The organism is Marinobacter sp. ELB17, assembly GCF_000169375.1.
In the GTDB taxonomy this organism is placed as follows: domain Bacteria; phylum Pseudomonadota; class Gammaproteobacteria; order Pseudomonadales; family Oleiphilaceae; genus Marinobacter.
Genome location: NZ_AAXY01000042.1, coordinates 1 through 18,204, shown reverse-complemented (window position 1 = coordinate 18,204; position 18,204 = coordinate 1). Strand labels below are relative to the sequence as shown.

Sequence of the window (18,204 nt, the reverse complement as noted above, 5' to 3'; positions counted from 1 at the left end):
GTTTAGCATGTACATCGAGCTGGCGCACAGCCGGAGACACTGGACCGCCAGACCATTAAGCCACACCTGCAGGCTTCGATTCGAATCTGACGAGCTGGGCCGAATGATGGAAATTCCCACCAACTATTACGCAACCCTGTGCCTCAATTTTGAGTTGGCCAATCGATATGGCTGGGAAAACGGTCTGCGCGAAGTGTTTGGCAACCTGGATGCCAGTGGTGCAACGTTTCAATGTCAGAGGATGAACGATGCCGAGGAACATTTTGGTTATCTTGAAAGCGCGTTCGGAGATACCATGCCTGATGTGCCGGAGAACCCGGCAACGGACAGCGTACTGGCGAACCATTGGGCCAAACGGTTAACCACCGAAATTGCTCTGACGTACCAGACGTTGTTCATCTCTTCCGAAGCCAGCGATATTTGGCAGGCGCCAAACTATGCCTTACGCAAGAGCCTAGCCAAAACTGGCCGGTTGTGTGCAGCTCACCTGATTGCCGACCTGGACCAAAGAACAAGCATTTTCGTTGAGCTGCAAAGACCGCTTAGCGTGTCCTGCGGATGACGCCTGACTCACCATTCGAGAAGAACCGAACCATGTTGCTTCCAACCACTCTAATACAGCCTGGGCCGTCCTCTGCGCTAGACACACTGCATTCATTGGCAGCCTTGGCCGTACCGTACTTGAACACAATCCGGTGATCGTCGCCGTCCTTGTCTAATAAGCACTCTTTGAGCGGGTAAACTTCACCCTTACTGTCGGCAGGCTCAATCGTAGGCGTTGGCTTTTTGCCCTTGCTGGCATCCTCTAGCCACTTGCTCAAGAGCTCATAGAGCACACTTTCTGGCGTCTCTGCTGCTCTGGCGGCCGCAACATCCTCGACAACAGCCGGTTCAGCCGATTTTTCAGGGCCTTTATCTGGCAGTTCGCCGGTATCGTCACGCGGCGCCTGCGCGTTTATTTTTTCAGCTTCCGGGTGATCCTTGTGCATCGTTTTGAGGTTGTAGAACACCCGCTCCGAGCCACCCACCGCATTTTCTACATACACCAGATAGCTTGGCGCGCGGAACCGTAGAACCCCTTCTGGTTCCGCCAGCGCCGGCAACAGATCATCCATTTCAGGATGCTGCGCCCAACTGGCGGTTGTGAGTCGATTTGCCTCGGCATATTCTCGAAACGATGCCCAACTTGCCTGGGCGTCTGCGTTTGTCGCTGTGGGGTTAAGCCACACAGGAATCGCCTTTGGCGCCGGCCGCACCAGCATCATGCCAGGCGGTACCCACGCCTCTTGCTCATCATCCTCATCTTGTTCAGCACCGGTACCCTCCGGTACCAGATACGGCAGCTCTTGAACCGTCAGGTTAATCCGAAGGTTTGGAGCGCCAGAAGTCTTGGCTTTGCCGGGATGCAACCATTGACGCTGGCGTGACACGACTTTTGCTAAACGCTGTGTGTAGTTCGCATCCCTTGAGGTGGTCATGCTCAACATCTTGGCCCGCTTTGACAGCGGTTCTTCGCAAGCCACGCAGAAATCCGTTCGATGAGAGTTTCGCCGCTTGCAGGCCGTACACAAAATTGCGCCCCAGGTGTAATCGCAGCGCACCGGCATTTTCTTACCCGGAACGTCCAAAAGGTTTCCACACTGCGCCCCCATGTGGCCGGCCATTGGTTTATTGTCGCTGTCGGTAAAAATAGCGCGGGTGTCCCTGTGATAGAGAAAGCCGGTGTCGGTCATTTCCATATCTTGTGGCCACGCTGCCTTGCGGAACGTGTTGACGTGATCGCAGTCCGGACAGATCACCTCAACCACCGGAATTATTGGGCCGTCCAAGCCTGGCTTTGGCATTCGGACCTGAATAGCCGGTGAAAACAGATTCGCGTCAGCCGAGACATTCTGCCCGTAATCGAGAACCAGGCAATCACGTTTTCCAATTTCCGGACACAACCGCAGGCCACGGCCAATGATTTGCTGGAAAAACGCCGGTGATTCGGTGTGCTTAAGAACTGCTATGACCGACACATTCGGAGCATCGAATCCGATCGCCAAGGCCGCCACTGTGACCAGATACTTCAGCTTTGTGGACTTAAAATCTTCAATAAACTGGGCACGGTCTTTGGCTTTGGTGCCGGAGTCCACCAGCGCCGCCCTATCCCCTGGTAAAAACGAAAGGATCTGTCGAGCGTGCTCCCGGTTTTGCGCAAAAAACATAACGCCATGGCGTTTTTTAGACTGCATCACTACATCCGCAACAATACGCTTGGTTAGATCGGCCTGGCCGGTCACGAACACCGCGTTGTTGGATGCTTCCGAGAACGAGCCGCCTACGGTGCGCTCCAGCGCCTCCGTGTTGTAGTGATCGCTGATGGTACCCAAGATAGGGGGGCACAGCTGCTCGTCCGCAAACAATTCCTCAATACACTTGTCGTACACCCGCTCAGCAAAGTACGGCTCTTTGGCGTATATATCCCGCATTGGCTCAAGATCCCGAAAGGTGTCCTGAGCGAAGATGTAGCCCTTTCCCAGCGCATAAGGCGTGGCCGTCAGGCCGATTACTCGCAAGTTCGGGTTTACAGATCGGAGGGCTTCAATAATCTCCCGGGTTTGTGTTGGCATTGAGTGCGCCTCATCGACAAACACCGCTGAGAACTCATAATCGAGCTGGGCGAACTCCCCCACTGCATTAATGATGGACTGGCGCGAACCGAACACCACATCCCCGCTGGCATCCCGTGTACTCAAGCCCGCGCTGTAAATAGTGGCCTTGTACCCGGCCGCTCCCATTTTTTGATGATTTTGGGCCACCAACTCTTTGCTGTGAGCCAGAACCATGACTTTTTTGACCTTGGTGCTGCGCGCATCTGACATTTCTTTCACAACACTGGCCAACGCCGCAATAACCCAGCTCTTACCCGAACCAGTAGGCAAGGTAATCAAAATGGGCTCAACCGTTTTCCGAATCCTGAACGCAGCCGCTAAAACAGCCTCCAGCTGGTAGTCCCGCAAATTCCCAAAATTACGCAGGCCCGCGATCACCGCAGGATCGGTTTTGACCAGTCGTATCCACGTTTGGACCTTCTCGGGCAGGTGGTCCAGCTTTAGTGAATCAAGTGAAACGGTCGTCGGATGATCTATGGCCACCAGCGCACCCATGTTGGATTCCAGTCGTTAAAAATGAAAAAACCATGATAATCGATGTGAACCACCAATCTTCGGATGCACTGACGTTTGATCGTGTTTTAGTGCTGAAAATCGCTTCAATGACAACCAAAGTGAACAATCAACTGCAATAATGCAATAAAGAAGGCCAACTGCACTAGGGTAGTTGATACGATAGTGACCATTAACTGATTATCAAATCTACCAAAGTGGATAAAAACATGGATAACCATAATCCCGATCAGGCGCCTAATGATACCCAGCCCAAGGTGAGCGATAGTCATATACGTGGGATAGCTGAACGGCTTGCGACCAACCCCAACGGAAAATGGTCCACAAACGTTGCGAACGTTGAAACTCTACTGAAGGATATGATTGCCCCCTTGCCAGAGACCGTCAGCACCACGGATGGCATTGCGGCTGCTCAGGAGCGCAAGCAACTACAGATTGCGATCATGCAGGCTGTCGATATGGCGGGGCTGAGTCATTTGCGTGATCCCAAGATACACGGCCCTATGGACACCCAAAAGCTAACTTCCGCTGTTATAGGCCTCGGCCAATCTGCCCAGGCTTCCGGGGCTAATGCCACTGAAGCTCTTAATGCGCAGCTCACTGAGGTCATTCGAGAGCGTGACATACTAAAAATGTCCATTCACGACGCTGGATCTAAGACCGGCCTAATCAAAGAAGACGCAAAGCTCAACACCCACGAATTAACGAAGCTTGCCGAAAACCTCGGAAAACGCCCTGTTGTATTGCCGGGCGCCGCTCTTGAAGCGATCCGCCAGCGGGACATGCTTGGTAAGGCCATTTTCCACGCCGCCACACACGCCGGCATGTGCACACCGGATGCACAACTAACCGGACCACAACTGATGACGCTGGCGGACGACCTGGGCGCTGCAGCAGCCGAAACCGTTACCCGCAACGTGGCCGACATTAATGCCAAAGCGCAGGCCATTTACGACAATCATAGCGATGACGACGATTTAGACGATGCGCCCGGGCTGCGATGATCGCCCAGTGTTCGATTGATCTTGCAGTGCACCACGCTAACCATTAAAGACTGATACATAGAGTGGCCACGAACATGGAAAAGCAGAAGACAAATTATGAGCGACAACTTGAGTTAGCAGCGGAGCTATTACCACACATCAGCGCACTGAGTGATGCCTGCCAAGCTGCGATAAACGGAGCGTTTGGACCCGACACCCAAAAGTATGACGATCTTATGGAGGTGATACTGAACGTTGAACGTGGCATTTCAGAGAAATTTTCCTCTGACTCGCGTGCATCCGTCCAGGCTATTAATCGAACGCAGCGCCATGGTGAAACGTTAGAACGCGCAACAGTCCACGAATACGACCTTACTGGCATTCGGCCGTCCGTTACCGAAAAAGAAGATCACATCGCCAATGCGAACAATGCGAACACTCCCAACCCCCAGATGATCCAAGTAATTAGCGAGCGGGATGCGTTGAGCACGTCAATACGGGACGTATCCGCGGCAGCAGGACTGTGCAACGAAAGCGACACCCCTAGCATCCGTGAGTTGACACATCTCGCTGAAAGTTTGGGGAAACGCCGAACTGTTTTACCAGGGGCCGCTTTAGAGGCAATCCGCCAAATGGATATGTTGGGAAAATCAATTTTTGATGCGGCCGTTAAAGCCGGAGCCTGTAAACCGGATGCACAATTATCCGGACCACAGTTAGCATTACTGGCGGACGGACTGGGTACCGCCGCAGCCGAAAACGCTTCACGAAATGACGCTGCTGCCAGACTCAACCCCGATAGTACGGGAACCGAAACATGGTACGCCCGAGCAAAACTGGAAATGGAACGAAAGTCGATCACCCAGGAATCTCTAACATCAATACTCGGTGTGGCTACAAGGGGCGCTGTTGGGCACTACTTGAGCGGTCGGCGCGATCCTTCGCCGCAACAGCTTGTTGATCTTTCCGGTGCACTGGACGTTAACGTTGGCTGGCTCATGACTGGAGGCCACAAGGCGCCTCCAATCGCCAACCTTTTCTCAAACAACGTTGTGACTGCAGCGAGCCGCAGTATTGGTGAGCTTACCGGGAACAAGAATATCGGTGTTACAGGGCGAGTTATCAACGCTATCAAGGACGCCATGGAGCAAGACGCCGTTGCCAGCGCGCAAAACACACCCCATAAGCCCATCGACACATCCGATGAAGAAGCCTTCACCGTCTTATTGGGCTACTTGGACGAAAAAGACTGGATCAACGATGAGACTGACGATTCAGACAGCGGCCCCGGCATGAGCTGAGTGCTGCAAATCCAGCCAATAACACCAAGGAACTAATACCGTGAGCCAGAAAACCGTTTTCATTATTTTTGACAGCACAGGCCTTGAGCTACCCACTGAGATCACCGCAATTACAGACGATCCCGTACGAGCCAACGAAGCTAAGTCCTCTGGCAAAAACGTCATGCAGCCTGACGCAACGGTTGCCGCGTCGATTTTACATACGCAGCCGGTACTGTACGAAAAGATGGATTACGCCACCTGGCAGACGGTTGCTGAAGGTATGAGCAACCTGCAAAAGAACTTGGTGAAAACCCAGGGCGAAACACCCGATAGTCCTTTCTTTGAATTTACGGAACCCGATCTGCCAGCCAGTTTGGCCGAAACGAGATTAAAGCAATTAATCGACTTTCCTTCGCCGGTTAACCTGCCCGCACAGCGCGAGTTAACGGAAATTATTATGGCAGATAAGCACCAGCAGCCGGTGAACCTTGAGTTATTTACCGAGGAAAGCCAAAACTCGGAAGGCTGGCGCGCCAAACTTGAACGCTATGATTACGACGACCTGTGTGAAACCGACCGGCAGATCAACCATGAACTCAGTAATGTTCGTAAATCAAACGAGTACCGCAAAGCCAATGGCAAGGATGTACCAAAAGAAGACTTGTTCGAAGAAGCGCAATTAACACAAAAACTCGTCGAGGCAGATGCCATGAGTGAAGACGAATACCACTTGATAAACACGTTTGGAATTGATCAAGACGAAGACGGGCCGGCGCCTGGCTGACCGGCAATGGAGGTATCTGACACCTAGACTCAACAACAGGAACGTATCGACATGAGCAAGCCAGACCTATTTTTCGTCTACGACAACAATCACAATATTTCGGACATCGTAATCTCTAACAGCGACAGCAGATCTTGGGTGCGGGCTAAGGAGAACGCCGGCTTTTTAGCAATGGAACGAAGCCCGGAGAAAGCCGCTGGAATGTTTCAAAGCAACCCCAGGCTTCATGAGAAAATCAGCCAAAAAGCGTGGGAGGCCATTGCTCCGGAAATGGGTAGCGGAACCCAGGTAGCCAATAATTCGCCGGCTGGTTTATTCGATGAAACCCCGATTGACCTACCTGTAACGGTCGCCGCCCAAAGGCTAAGGCTTATGGCAGACCACCCAACGCTAAGCAACCCGCCAGCGCAACGTGAACTGACTGAAATTGTCATGGCCCACGATCACGAAAGGCCAGTGGACAAAGCACTATTCAGGTCGTCTAACCCCGAAAGTTACGGATGGAAGGCATTAATCGCCTGTGCACCAGGAAACATTGAAGAAATGGCCTCAGGACTCCTGGCTGAACACTATAAGGCGTACAAGGCAAACATAGCGCGCATAGACAACGGTGAACACCTTGCACCTGAGGACGTCGCGGTGGAAGCCGCGCTTCTGCAGAAATTGGCTGAAGTAGATGTACTACGGGCGGGGCAGGTTGAGCTGTACGAGCGACTTACCCTGGATGATGATGACGACTCAGCTGGCCCATCACAAGGATAATGACGGCCCGCGCATCGGTTGTTGACCGCTAAAAAGCCTGCATCTCATAAAACGGTTTTACGGCGTATTGTAATTAATAATGCGGTAGGATAATCGAAGTAACGGAAAACACAGACCAAACTACAAGGTGGCAGCATGAGTTCATGGGCAGGTTACGCATGGTTACAGAAGCACTTTGACATACCCGTGACCCAGAAAATGCCCATTCGTAGCCAGATTGGCCGTGACCGGAAGACGAGCTTCCAGAATGGCGTCTACCATGAAACCTATCGGCCCAACTCAAAACCCGATGACACTCCTTCGGCCCACCTGGCGTTCGCCCTTAAACATGAAGGCATCCATTTGGAACTGCTCAGTCATGTTTTTGAACGCTATCAGAAGCAAGCACTGACCGATTGGGTTGCCTCTGAGCCAACTGGGCAGTACACGCGAAAAGCCGGCTTTCTCTACGAATGGTTAACCGGTGACATTTTGACAGTGCCGGAAATGTCTGGGAACTATCACAACCTGCTTAATCCACATGAGGTGGTTGCCGCTGAAACGCCTATCAAAAACTCACGCTGGCGGATTAATGACAACCTCCCGGGCACGCCCCATTTCTGCCCGATAATCCGCAGAACAGAACTTCTCGACATCGCGTCCAATTACGATTCAAATGCGCGACTTAAAAATATGGAAGACGACTTCGGCGCAGAGCTGATGTCTAGGAGCGCCGTCTGGTTGACCATTCGTGAGAGCCGAGCGAGCTTTGCCATCGAGCATGAGGGCGATCAGAAGAGCAAGATTCATCGTTTCGCCTTGGCGATGGGCAGGTATTGCGGACAAATCGACGCCCCCTTGTCCAGCGAATCGCTCACCGAACTTCAAAACAGTATTCTCGGTACCAGCACTATTCGTCCCGGACTTCGCCAGTCTCCAGTATTTGTTGGTTCGGGGACTCAAGAGATGGGCTCTTATGTTCACTACGTCGCCCCCGATGCCAACGAGGTGAAACCTATGCTGGAGGGCCTACAAGCCTTCATGGCAAAAACCCAGCACGAAAGCCCGATCGTTCGGGCTGCGGTGGCAAGCTTCGGCTTTGTCTTCATTCACCCAATGGCTGATGGAAATGGACGAATCTCGCGTTTTCTGATAAACGACAGCCTTCGTCGGGACTCCGCCGTTCCGGAACCATTGCTGTTGCCGATATCATCTACGATCAACAAAAGCACAGGAAGCCGTAATAATTATGACAAGATACTTGAAGCCTATTCTCGCCCTATGATGGCGAAAACGACCAACGATATCCGGTTTGGAGATCGAACAACGTATCCAGACGGTGTGGTTTCGGACTTTAAGTTTTCTGGCAATGACACCCTGCGCCCAGCTTGGCGCTATCCCGACCTCACGGAACAGTCGGAGTACCTTTTCCATGTTATCCACGAGACGATTGAGTATGAAATGCGCCATCAGATTGAGTCGCATCAGTCGTATATCAACGCTCGGGATAAGGTGAAGGACACCCTAGAAGGGCCGAATGAACATATAGATCGGATTATGCGCTCAGTCGAGCGCAATGACGGCCAGATCAGCAACAAGCTGGAAAAAGAGTTTCCAATGTTGAAAGACCCAGAAACCAGCGAATCGATTAAGAATGTGATCAACGCATACGTTGCAGGACGCCCTCTACGGCGAAATTACGACCCCGATATGGAGGTCGAAACGTTACGGGAGAGCATTGACGATGGACCAGGCTTGCGCTGAACAACTCAGCCGGCCCATCGCCCGGCTGATCAGAACACACAGTTTGGAATTGCCCGCCTTACGGTTAGTTGGACAAAGCAAAAATAAAGAGGCGTACACCAATCACAAAAACTACAGCCTGCAAAACGAAGCCAGCCACGTTATAATTACTACTGAAAAAGGACCTAAACTTTTGATAGGTCGCTCCACAGAAGGGACAGACAGAGTATTTCGGAACAGGCTGCCATCTTTTGCCACCGAATACAGGAGGCCCGGTGACAATCCTTGGCACGAAGCTTCGATTACACGAACTGCAGGTTGGTTTAATTTGCTCTCTTATTCGCTTAAATGCCCCCGTAAGGGTCACGTTTACAGCGCACGGCCCCCGATCACCTTTTTTTGAATCAAAGGTGACAGTGCCCCCGTTGCCGGGGAGGTCGCCTCCATTGATTTCCCTGACATGAAAAACCGGTCGACCCCATCCCTCGCCATAGATGAAGCCATATCCTTTTTCTGTGGAGAACCATTTTACCGTTCCGTTCATGAGAACTACCCTACTGAAAATTATTTAACCTATGGAGGGCCCTGCGTCCGAATCGACGTCATTTAGCCTGTAGGGCCAGGGCTCGAATCGTTGTCAAGCGAGACGCTTTCAAGGCAGTAACCGTTAGCGATATCTTGGAGAGTCATCAGCAACCCCTCATGGACATCCTGATCTATCTGAAGCTCACCAAAAATAGCGGGAAGCCCCTAAATTCATTTATGGGGAGGGAAACGTCGCAAAAAATAGTATTTTAGGTTTAGTTAGTAGCTAATACGTGTATACTCTTTCCATGAGCGAATTTAAAGTAAGATACAAGTCAAACAACAACGTGGTGTATTCCTGTAAGTACCACGTTATTTGGTGTCCAAAGTACCGAAGACCCGTGCTTGTGGATCAAATAGAACATCGCCTAAAAGAGATTATACAGGACATAGCCAATAATCATGATTCTGAGATATTGGAGCTGGAGGTTATGCCCGATCACGTTCACTTGCTGGTCGAAGTTGATCCGCAATACGGTGTCCACAAACTGATCAAATCCATGAAAGGGGTTTCATCCAGAACGCTGAGAGCGGAGTTTCCCGCGCTCAAATCGCGCCTACCGACCTTGTGGAGCAATTCGTACTTTGTGAGCACCGTAGGCGGCGCTCCGCTTGAAATCGTTAAGCAGTACATTGAGAACCAGAAAAACGTATGAAACGCGCTAAAACCCCAACCTTTATTGTCGAACTGCCGCTGTCCGTCTGCGACAACACCGAATGGCAGCTTACCGCTCGCCTATTGGCCGGCACTCGACTGTATAACGCAGCGCTGGGCGAAGCCCTGCGACGCTTGGGGTTGATGCGCGAATCGAAGGCGTGGCAGGCGGCTAGAAAACTGAAAGCCAAAGAACGATCCGCCGCATTTGGTTCGGCCATTAAAGCGCATGATTTTACCTCAGCTTCGGTTTCCGCTTTTGCCACCGGCTGTAAAAATGCCGCGGGCTGGAAAGGACGATTAAGTGCGAACGAAACCCAGCGCATTTCTGAAACCGCGTTTGATTCGGCTGAGCAATACAGCTTTGGTAAACGCGGCCGCCCGCGCTTCAAGAACGCTAAACGGCCGCTGAAATCCTTCACCGGAAAAACCAACAAAGCAGGCATTCGGTACCGCGCCGAACTCGGCGTGGTGGAATGGGCCGGATTGGTGCTGGCGGTAAAATTCCCGCCAAAAGGAAAAGATGTTTGGCTTGAAAAAGCGCTGGAATCCACCACCAAGTTTTGCCGGATTCTCTGGCGAACGGTGAAAGGAAAACGCCGTTGGTATCTCCAGCTTGCGCAAACCGGCCTGACACCCACCAAAGAAAAAAACACGACACAAGCCGGTTGCGAAGTGGGCCTTGATGTTGGCCCCTCAACCATCGCGGTGGTGTCCGAATCCGGCGCCGAGTTATTCAAGTTTTGCCCCACCATCGAACAGCCCTGGAAAGAGATTCGCCGCATTCAGAGGGCCATGGATCGTTCTCGCCGCACCACTAATCCACACTGTTACAACGCCAATGGCACCTGGAAAAAAGGCGCCAAGGTCAAGGTCGTATCCAAGCACTACCTGGCCCTGAAAGCCACTCTCGCTGAAACAGAACGCACGTTAAGCGCCGAACGAAAACGCGCCCATGGTGAGCTGGCGAACGCCGTGATTCGCTTGGGCAACGTCGTCAAAACCGAAAAGCTGTCGTACAAAGCGTGGCAAACATTGTACGGAAAAAGTGTCAAAGTCAAAGCGCCCAGTGCGTTCATGCAGAAGCTAAACCGCAAGGCTGAAAGCGCCGGTGGTCAACTTTTGGAACTGAATACCTGGAGCTTGAAGATGTCGCAGTACGATCATGTCAGCGGCGAATGCCACAAAAAACAACTCAGCGAACGATGGCATGTTCTCGGCGGCAAAGCCGCCGAGATAACGGAAAGCTCCGTTATCGTTCAACGAGATATGTACTCGGCCTTTTTGGCCTTGTGCGTTGCCGAAAACGGACACCAGTCAAGCCAGCTCACTATGCGCTGGCCGGTTGTGAAACAGTTACTAGAAAAGACGGGCTGGTGTCGTCAAATACAAATTGCGAGCGGCGGAACTCTTGTTCTTCCCACGGTAACTCCGTCGGAGCGATTCGTCTTTTAAAGTGGCGCCGGTTCGGCTACGGCCCGGAGGTGTAGCTTGGTGAGAGCCAAGCGAGAACCGGGAGACCCCGAACCATCAGGCGCCATAAAACCCCCTAAATTCATTTATGGGGATGTTTAGTAAAGCAATTCTTTCGATAACGCTCATCGTCCACAACTCTGCCAGCTGCTAAGACGAAATCTTTTGTAGGCGCATCACCGTAAGCCTCGCGAACCTTCTGCTCAGCCGCTAAAGGCACATGACCCCAAGAGCGCACCATCACAGCAAGGTCGATAATGTCGCGGCTCAACACCGACCTATCCCCCCAACGATCCGAGTTGGCTAGCAACTTGTGAGCATAAGCATCAGCACGCGCGATTAATGGAACACCGTGCAGCTGTTCGAAGGAAGCATCCAGAGAAATTCGATCCTCTCGGATCACCTCAAACTTAACTGGCACCCCACCCACATCAAGGACAGATCTGATTCCGTAGCGATCAGCCCTGACCTCACGTAACTGCGGAACGGGCCGATCAAAAAGAGCCGATAGACCTGTCATGGAGTATTGCCCGACAAGACCCCTTAGCTCCCGATATCCATCCACGCCTGAGCAGACGAAATCTATATCGACACTCTTTCTAAAATCATTAAGCTGCAAAGCAATGGCTGTGCCACCGCAAAAAAAACATTGCAAATCCTTTAGAAGCTCGGGGTTCATGGCCTCAAGCACGCTAACTATTCGGTGATGGTGAGCCTTTTTATCATCCATTAATAACTCCATTTCCATAGCGATTTTTCAGACGCTCAATCAGGGCGCCCTCCGCTGCGGTCAATCGCTCTTGAGAAACATAGCGCCAGTTTGCCTCGTACAACCCAAAAGCATCCTCCTCGGAAATCGCGGCATCCGGGTTCCGGTGCCAACAAATCAGCCTAAGCTCCGAATAGTCGGATGGAATGACCAAAAACGTGCCCCTGACTTTCTCAACTTTTGCCATCCTCTATCACCATTTGACCAACAAAAGGCCCGACACCGGTTTCTGTAATGCCCTAGCGCAACCCCAGGCTATCGGAGGGCTCATCGTTCATTCCGAGCGCAGCCATGGCGTTTTCAACAGCAACCCGAGCACGCTCAGGAAGTGTGTAGTTAGCATAACCCGCCAGCAAGTCTTCCCGAACTTGGGTAATCACGTTGCCCAAGCGATTTTCACCGGGCCAGCGACTTGGATTGGTTGCATCTGGGTGGTCGTCCTTCAAACCGATACCCCAGATTTTGTCGTAAGGACTGGCTTCAACGATTTCTCGATTACCTGTGGCAAGCAAGTCTTCCAGCAGGCGCGGATTCTGCAAGAACTTCTCTCTACACCCAATGCCCACAATTTTCTCGCTGTGAACATTCCAGACCGCCTCATCGAATCCCTGAACGCCGCGCCCCATCGCTTTACACTTTTTAGGATCGGTTGTTTTTAGAATCGCTACGGCTGACGCATCATCTGTGGGATCGTAATAAAGTTGGTAACTTTGATCGAGGAAACCGGCTAAATCATACAGATTCAGCGATTCTTCTCTATACAGAATTAGGGCTTTGAATTCTTCTTTTTGACCTTAAAGCCCAGTGATCAGTAGCCTGCGGGCTTGATTTGCTCGGTCGCAATACTGGTAGCTTGAGGTAAAAGCAGCACGCCAATAGTTACCAACTTTATTACCATTGTTACCAACTCTATTATCACGCCACATCATCCCCAAAGAGCTTTGCTTTTCCAAACATCTTGACATCCTCCCCCACCAAACGCCTAACCGGCTTTTTGGAAGGGGATTCCTACCTCTAGACGCTTATGCCCAAGCGCGAGAATATTCCTGGCCGCATTGGAATCGCGGTTGTGAGTGACACCGCACTCACAGGCCCATTCTCTTATTCCAAGGCCTGCTCTACCTTTCGGACTGTTGGGGCTCAAAGAGCCACAACACGAGCACGTCTGGGTGGTGTACCGTTCATCAACTTCCAGAAAAATCCCGCCTGCGCTCTCGCATTTGTATGACAACAGGGTTTTTAGTGTGGACCAGCCAGCGTCGAGCACCGACTTGGCCATAGTGGTTTTTACCAGGCCGGAGCTGGACACATTGCCGACAACGATCAGGCCGTTGTTATTGACCAGCTTCCGGCTGTATTTGTGTAAAGCATCGTGCCGGCGATTGCGGATTTTGGCGTGAATCGCTTGCACCCGTTTTTTATTCCGGGCCCGCTGGGCCACCGCCAACTTTTGCTCCTGATCCCGATAGAAGCGACCCGCTTGCAGCGGCTCGCCCGAACTGGGCGTAGCCGTGGTCTTCAGGCCCAGATCCAGACCCACGCTACCAGTGCCACACCGGCGATCGGGTTTTACCGAGACAACCACGCAGAAATACCACCGACCTCGGGTGTCCTCAGAAAAGCAGCCAGAGCGGAATTTGTACTGAGACAAACCATAGCTGTCCCAAACCCGATAATGCTGACCGTGGAACCGAACCTGCCCGTTGTGCCAAACGGCGGCGTCGGTATTCACCGGCACCCAGCCGAGCGACCGGCGAACGCCGTGGGTTTTACGCCACGCGAGTTTGGATTTTCGGAACTGCTTGCGGCGTGTGACGTATTCCTGGGCAACGACCTGAAGTGTTTGGCTGTGAAGGCCCAGCAGCTTACCGGCACCCTTGGTATAAGGGTGAAGATCGAAGGCCGACAGAAACTGTCTTCTCTCCCGAATGCTGCGATGACTGAGTTCATTCACAAAATTCCACACACTGTTAACAGCCGCCGCCTGACGGCGCAGCACATTAGCGTGTTTGTCCCGAACTCGGACTTTGAGGGTTTTGGTGAACTCAGCCATACTGTATATAACCACAGTGTTTCTGCTAAGACAAGACCTCTGTCGAGGTCACGCTATCCATCCCCACCCAAATGTTAGGGAAGTCGCTCCCGCTCCACTTGAGTCAATTGGATGAGGTATTTCGCGATTACGTTGATAAACTGCTCAGAAGTTAAAAAGTTATTTCCCTTATACTCGAACGGCGCTGGGTGAAAATTAGAGAACGAGTCGGTCGTTCCCCAAAAAAACACGAATTTTTCAGTTATCTTCACCAAAACCTCGCTTGCGGGCCTTGAAGTCATGACCGCCTTCTGCAGCAGCTTTAACCGCGATAGAAATGCCAAAGCAGAACCACAAAAAACCAAATGCCAAGACTGAAACAGTCATTGCAAGCTCAATGTTTGACGACGCGTTTGCCAGCCCACCCGCCAAATTCTCACCCGGCACATATTCACCCGCCCAAACCCTCGGGTCGAGCCTAGTACCTGCCAGAAGCAACACGCTCAAAAGCACGACAATGGCGCCCAACATACTCATCAACATCGAGCTAAAAAACTCTCTCACAACTGATCGGGCCTTTGGCTCTTTTACAGTTTTAGTATCAGAATTACCTGCAATTTTATGGTCAACTGTCATCCTTCTGCTCCAACTTTTATTCACTGATTCATTTTTACTCTGGAAACTGCCGAACCCGAGGCCGACTCATCAGCGACTCCGCCATTGTTCGCAGCAAAGCCCACTCGCTATTCGAAAGCACCCCACGCCCCATAATACTTGTTAAGAACGCCTGGTGGGAGGTCAGGTCCACGGCATCGTCTTCACCCGTTAAAAGCCAGTCAACCGAGCACCCTAAAAATGCAGCGACGAGCGCAAGGAAAGGTTTTGGAATACCCCGGTGCCGCCAATGGTTCAAAGATTGTGGAGAAGCGCCTATGTCCCTGGCGAGGTCAGCTAAAGAAAGACCGTTGATACCCAAGCGCTCATTCATTCGTTTAACGTCAGGCAAAATTGCCTCGCCCTTACCGTCAATCACACCCTCACCAAAATCTGATTGGCCGCCAGCCCTCGCTGAACACCCGCAAACTGCTGGTCAATAATCGTCTTCAGGTTTACCCTTCTGACCTCGAAAACATCCAGATTTTTCATTGCTTAATTCCCAAATTAAACTCGGGCGATATCCCGATTAATCGTTAAATCGTTTGGCCCGACAGTTGAAGGTATCGCGGCATCGTAATGGTCGTGACCTATAACGCCAAGCCTGGTAGCCACCTGAACCATCACCGTATCCCTGCCGAATTTTCGCGCTACGGCTGCAGCGCCGGGGCACTGGCAAACGTCAACAGGCCGATAGTTGCCCTCATCGTCGTGGTTCCGGCCATCCTCGCGATAAACCGTTTTGTGGCAATGGAACGTAGACTGCTCACCCGACAAAAGCCCATCAATGATTCCTTCTTTTCGCCCTGGCTGAAGCTCAATAGCCGCACCATCGTTTCTAAACGGGCAGTTTGAACAAGGCTTGCGAAGTGCAAATTGTTTTTTCATTGAGGCAAATCCTACGGTTCATGTCAGCGATACTCTAGCACGTCTGTGACGTGCTGCAAGTGTTCTTTGATCCACTTTTTATTAATAGCGCCCCAAGAGCGAATCGAAAACCGACCACCCTCGTTGACAAGTTCAATCGTTATCTCAGGCATCGCCGCCAGCGTGTCCTGGGCTGTGCGCCTGGGCATACCTGTGTGTGCCATGATCGCCGGCACCGTATTAATGCCAGAGTCCACCAAATACGCCACGTACAAGCGCCGATAGAAACTGGTTTGCGTTTTTGAGTACATCCGGTATCCATTAGTCAGTAAGGTGCCATAGTTAATTAACTATTCCCCGGCATAAACTGTTGGTTTGCATTTAAAACGGACATCATTAATGTTCTTGCTAGAATAAAGCATCGATTGTCCTACTAAGAACAAAGACTTTATGTACCAAGCTTCGCCAAACCGTAAAGCTATCCTTATTGTATGCAGCATATTGATAAAATTGCCGCGCCCTAATCGTAGCTTTCGAGGCTTCTAAGCCAGCAATTTCCCCAAAAGAGAAATTATTAAGCTCGGGCAAATGGTGATAATAAGGTAGGCCAAGCCTATCCAGGCCAGCCTTGCGCTCTGACTTATAAAAGAAATGCTCACCCACTTGCAACTTGTAAATCACCACAAAAGACATAACTGACTCGGTGGCAACTGCCTCATCAAATGCCCATTTTGCGAAAAGAGCAGCGTCTTGGTAGCGCTTCTGCTCGGCAAGCCCCAGAGTAGCCAGATAAATGACCTCTCCGGTCTTTGATTCTTTTGCTAGGGCCACCAGCTCATCGGCAGCTAACGACCCCCTATCTTCCCAGATAGCCATAGCTGTCCGTGTGTATTTTTTGTCGTGATCATCCCAATAAAGCTTGGACGCAAAGGCCGCGAAAAATGGCAAGACGATGATTATGACGACAATTGCGCTAATCAGCCGAAGCCGCTTGTCAGCCCCATACTTACGTGAATCAAAAAACCAGTAAATGTAGGAGCAAATAATCAGAAGGCTGACGATAACGACGACGGATATCCAAACAGCGGAAACAATTGCAGCAAAAACCTGTAATACTAACCATAGGATAGACACGAACAAGGCAACCCCAACAACATAAGGGTACCCAACGAGAAACGCCATTCCGGTCAATGCGACAATTAACCAGGCAAAAATTGACCAAAGGCCTGACTCAGACCACGCTAGAAACGTAGGGAGAGTCTCTATCACAATAAGGTCAATACGTGCGATCCAGAGTAGTGGAGACAACCACTCATGAAACCAGCCTATGCTAATCAGGTATTCATGGAAAGGTGCGAGCGCGACGACGTATAGAGCCAAATATAACAGCCACACCGTGAAAGATCGGACAACGGGATTTCTTATTGCCTGCCCCATTGCCCGATCGTCGCTGGTTTCTACCGGTATTGGGGTTTTTCCGTCCCACTGCATGATATGAAACCTCCTTACAGGTTAATTGAGCGAACGCATGACTCTATGATTCGTTCAGAATATCTTCGATGACCCGTTGAGCAGCCAACCTATTAACCACTGGAACCATAAGCTGATCTTCAATGGCGCGCTCTTGCACAATCAGCTCAGCTTTCCACCACACGCCGTCATTGGCTGCATCCGGGCCGAAACCCTGAGCAGCACTAATCCTTGCCGTACGATACGCCCCAAGCCATTCACTGCGCCCTGAGTTGTACCGGCCAAGTCCTGGCTGTCTTTGAAAGCACATAATGGAACCTCCGACCACATCGATTAATGCAAGAACAATAGCACGGAACTCACGTGCCACAATACATTAGATAAAATAATATAATCATAAATTCATCGCTTTCCGGTAATCGGCCAATGGCCTAACTTAAAAATAGGTGTCAATAGCGGCGGTGGGGTTTTTAATGGTTAAGGCTGACTGGGGACACCCGGAATACAAAAAAACATTAACCGAACATTGGAAAAACCCGCTGACGCCCCCAGAATAGTTTAGTACACCAATAAACATAACTGAGGATTGACCAATGCTAACACCGTATGACACCCACACGACGTGCAGCAATACCTGTAACTGCATCGTTAAAGCTGACATTAACGATGACCTGAACGTAGGCCCGGAGACGGCCGAGGCTATCAACGATGCCGTCCGTGAAAATGGAGGCTCTGCCTGGTTGACGCTGGAAGAAGTAGAGGCAAGCCAGCACGCATTCTCAGAGAGCGATTTGCAAGAAGCGAAAGAAGGTGGCGGAATTTTGCTCGACATCTATGTACCTGACTGCAATAACTGCGGCAGCGACCAGTAATAGCAATCCAATCATAGCCCGCCAGCACGAGAAAGAACCTTGTATGCTGGCGGATAAAACACTTTACACATTAAGTCATTGCTAAAAATAGGCCAATGGCCTATTATAATCAGCTCAAACACAACG

At 51.2% G+C, this 18,204-nt stretch carries 21 protein-coding genes; 10 read left to right on the top strand and 11 right to left on the bottom strand.

Annotated elements, in window-relative coordinates; translation table 11 throughout:
* Window positions 1-562: hypothetical protein (locus MELB17_RS21725; protein WP_007352505.1), on the top strand; the 562-nt coding region annotated here is incomplete at its 5' end.
* Here MELB17_RS21725 and MELB17_RS23430 read toward each other — a convergent pair.
* Window positions 543-3,149 (bottom strand): DEAD/DEAH box helicase, encoded by a 2,607-nt coding sequence (locus MELB17_RS23430; protein WP_007352463.1) that lies wholly within the window; start codon window positions 3,147-3,149, stop codon window positions 543-545. The two genes, MELB17_RS21725 and MELB17_RS23430, sit on opposite strands and share 20 nt — an antisense overlap.
* 227 nt (window positions 3,150-3,376) lie before the next feature.
* On the opposite strand from MELB17_RS23430, the gene MELB17_RS21715 reads away from it, so the two are divergent.
* From MELB17_RS21715 to MELB17_RS21695, 5 genes are all read left to right on the top strand, one after another.
* Window positions 3,377-4,171 carry a hypothetical protein gene (locus tag MELB17_RS21715; RefSeq protein ID WP_007352461.1) on the top strand — a complete coding sequence of 265 codons (795 nt, stop codon included), beginning with the start codon at window positions 3,377-3,379 and terminating at the stop codon, window positions 4,169-4,171.
* Window positions 4,172-4,245: 74 nt separating this feature from the next.
* The gene (locus tag MELB17_RS21710; protein ID WP_007352460.1) at window positions 4,246-5,451 is read left to right on the top strand and encodes a helix-turn-helix domain-containing protein; all 1,206 of its coding nucleotides are present in this window, start codon (window positions 4,246-4,248) and stop codon (window positions 5,449-5,451) included.
* Between the two features lie 40 nt (window positions 5,452-5,491).
* Window positions 5,492-6,217, top strand: a complete 726-nt coding sequence (locus MELB17_RS21705; RefSeq protein WP_007352459.1) for a hypothetical protein — start codon at window positions 5,492-5,494, stop codon at window positions 6,215-6,217.
* A gap of 51 nt (window positions 6,218-6,268) precedes the next feature.
* Window positions 6,269-6,979 (top strand): hypothetical protein, encoded by a 711-nt coding sequence (locus MELB17_RS21700; protein WP_007352458.1) that lies wholly within the window; start codon window positions 6,269-6,271, stop codon window positions 6,977-6,979.
* Between the two features lie 135 nt (window positions 6,980-7,114).
* Entirely contained in the window at window positions 7,115-8,722 is a 1,608-nt protein-coding gene (locus MELB17_RS21695) for a Fic family protein (protein WP_007352457.1), read from the top strand.
* Window positions 8,723-8,786: 64 nt separating this feature from the next.
* Here MELB17_RS21695 and MELB17_RS26605 read toward each other — a convergent pair whose 3' ends face one another.
* Window positions 8,787-9,245 carry a cold shock domain-containing protein gene (locus tag MELB17_RS26605; protein WP_083796459.1) on the bottom strand — a complete coding sequence of 153 codons (459 nt, stop codon included), beginning with the start codon at window positions 9,243-9,245 and terminating at the stop codon, window positions 8,787-8,789.
* 289 nt (window positions 9,246-9,534) lie between these two features.
* Between MELB17_RS26605 and tnpA the strand changes: the two genes are divergently transcribed.
* Both tnpA and MELB17_RS21685 read left to right on the top strand, forming a co-directional pair.
* Entirely contained in the window at window positions 9,535-9,942 is a 408-nt protein-coding gene (gene tnpA / locus MELB17_RS21690) for an IS200/IS605 family transposase (RefSeq protein ID WP_036185953.1), read from the top strand.
* Entirely contained in the window at window positions 9,939-11,396 is a 1,458-nt protein-coding gene (locus MELB17_RS21685; protein WP_007352455.1) for a hypothetical protein, read from the top strand. Before tnpA ends, MELB17_RS21685 begins: the two co-directional genes overlap by 4 nt.
* A gap of 100 nt (window positions 11,397-11,496) precedes the next feature.
* Here MELB17_RS21685 and MELB17_RS21680 read toward each other — a convergent pair whose 3' ends face one another.
* From MELB17_RS21680 to MELB17_RS21655, 6 genes are all read right to left on the bottom strand, one after another.
* Window positions 11,497-12,144 (bottom strand): nucleotidyl transferase AbiEii/AbiGii toxin family protein, encoded by a 648-nt coding sequence (locus tag MELB17_RS21680; protein WP_007352454.1) that lies wholly within the window; start codon window positions 12,142-12,144, stop codon window positions 11,497-11,499.
* Complete coding sequence (locus tag MELB17_RS21675) at window positions 12,137-12,370, bottom strand: hypothetical protein (RefSeq protein WP_007352453.1); 234 nt, start codon at window positions 12,368-12,370, stop codon at window positions 12,137-12,139. The genes MELB17_RS21680 and MELB17_RS21675 overlap by 8 nt, the downstream gene beginning before the upstream one ends.
* Window positions 12,371-12,422: 52 nt before the next feature.
* Window positions 12,423-12,923, bottom strand: a complete 501-nt coding sequence (locus MELB17_RS21670) for an NADAR family protein (RefSeq protein ID WP_083796458.1) — start codon at window positions 12,921-12,923, stop codon at window positions 12,423-12,425.
* A gap of 242 nt (window positions 12,924-13,165) precedes the next feature.
* The gene (locus MELB17_RS21665; protein WP_007352451.1) at window positions 13,166-14,236 is read right to left on the bottom strand and encodes an RNA-guided endonuclease InsQ/TnpB family protein; all 1,071 of its coding nucleotides are present in this window, start codon (window positions 14,234-14,236) and stop codon (window positions 13,166-13,168) included.
* Between the two features lie 237 nt (window positions 14,237-14,473).
* The gene (locus MELB17_RS21660) at window positions 14,474-14,851 is read right to left on the bottom strand and encodes a hypothetical protein (RefSeq protein ID WP_007352503.1); all 378 of its coding nucleotides are present in this window, start codon (window positions 14,849-14,851) and stop codon (window positions 14,474-14,476) included.
* A gap of 34 nt (window positions 14,852-14,885) precedes the next feature.
* A complete protein-coding gene (locus MELB17_RS21655) occupies window positions 14,886-15,248 on the bottom strand; it encodes a helix-turn-helix domain-containing protein (RefSeq protein ID WP_007352502.1) in 363 nt (120 codons plus the stop codon).
* A gap of 200 nt (window positions 15,249-15,448) precedes the next feature.
* Between MELB17_RS21655 and MELB17_RS24810 the strand changes: the two genes are divergently transcribed.
* Entirely contained in the window at window positions 15,449-15,724 is a 276-nt protein-coding gene (locus tag MELB17_RS24810; RefSeq protein WP_007352500.1) for a hypothetical protein, read from the top strand.
* A 56-nt stretch (window positions 15,725-15,780) separates the two neighbouring features.
* Here MELB17_RS24810 and MELB17_RS21645 read toward each other — a convergent pair whose 3' ends face one another.
* The 3 genes from MELB17_RS21645 to MELB17_RS21635 form a co-directional block, all read right to left on the bottom strand.
* The gene (locus tag MELB17_RS21645) at window positions 15,781-16,047 is read right to left on the bottom strand and encodes a helix-turn-helix domain-containing protein (protein ID WP_007352499.1); all 267 of its coding nucleotides are present in this window, start codon (window positions 16,045-16,047) and stop codon (window positions 15,781-15,783) included.
* Between the two features lie 97 nt (window positions 16,048-16,144).
* A complete protein-coding gene (locus MELB17_RS21640) occupies window positions 16,145-17,227 on the bottom strand; it encodes a hypothetical protein (RefSeq protein WP_007352498.1) in 1,083 nt (360 codons plus the stop codon).
* Window positions 17,228-17,270: 43 nt separating this feature from the next.
* Window positions 17,271-17,516: a hypothetical protein gene (locus MELB17_RS21635; RefSeq protein ID WP_007352497.1), complete on the bottom strand. Its 246-nt coding sequence runs from the start codon at window positions 17,514-17,516 to the stop codon at window positions 17,271-17,273.
* A 283-nt stretch (window positions 17,517-17,799) separates the two neighbouring features.
* Here MELB17_RS21635 and MELB17_RS21630 point away from each other — a divergent pair, with 283 nt between their 5' ends.
* Complete coding sequence (locus MELB17_RS21630; RefSeq protein WP_007352496.1) at window positions 17,800-18,078, top strand: hypothetical protein; 279 nt, start codon at window positions 17,800-17,802, stop codon at window positions 18,076-18,078.
* Window positions 18,079-18,204 lie beyond the last annotated feature (126 nt).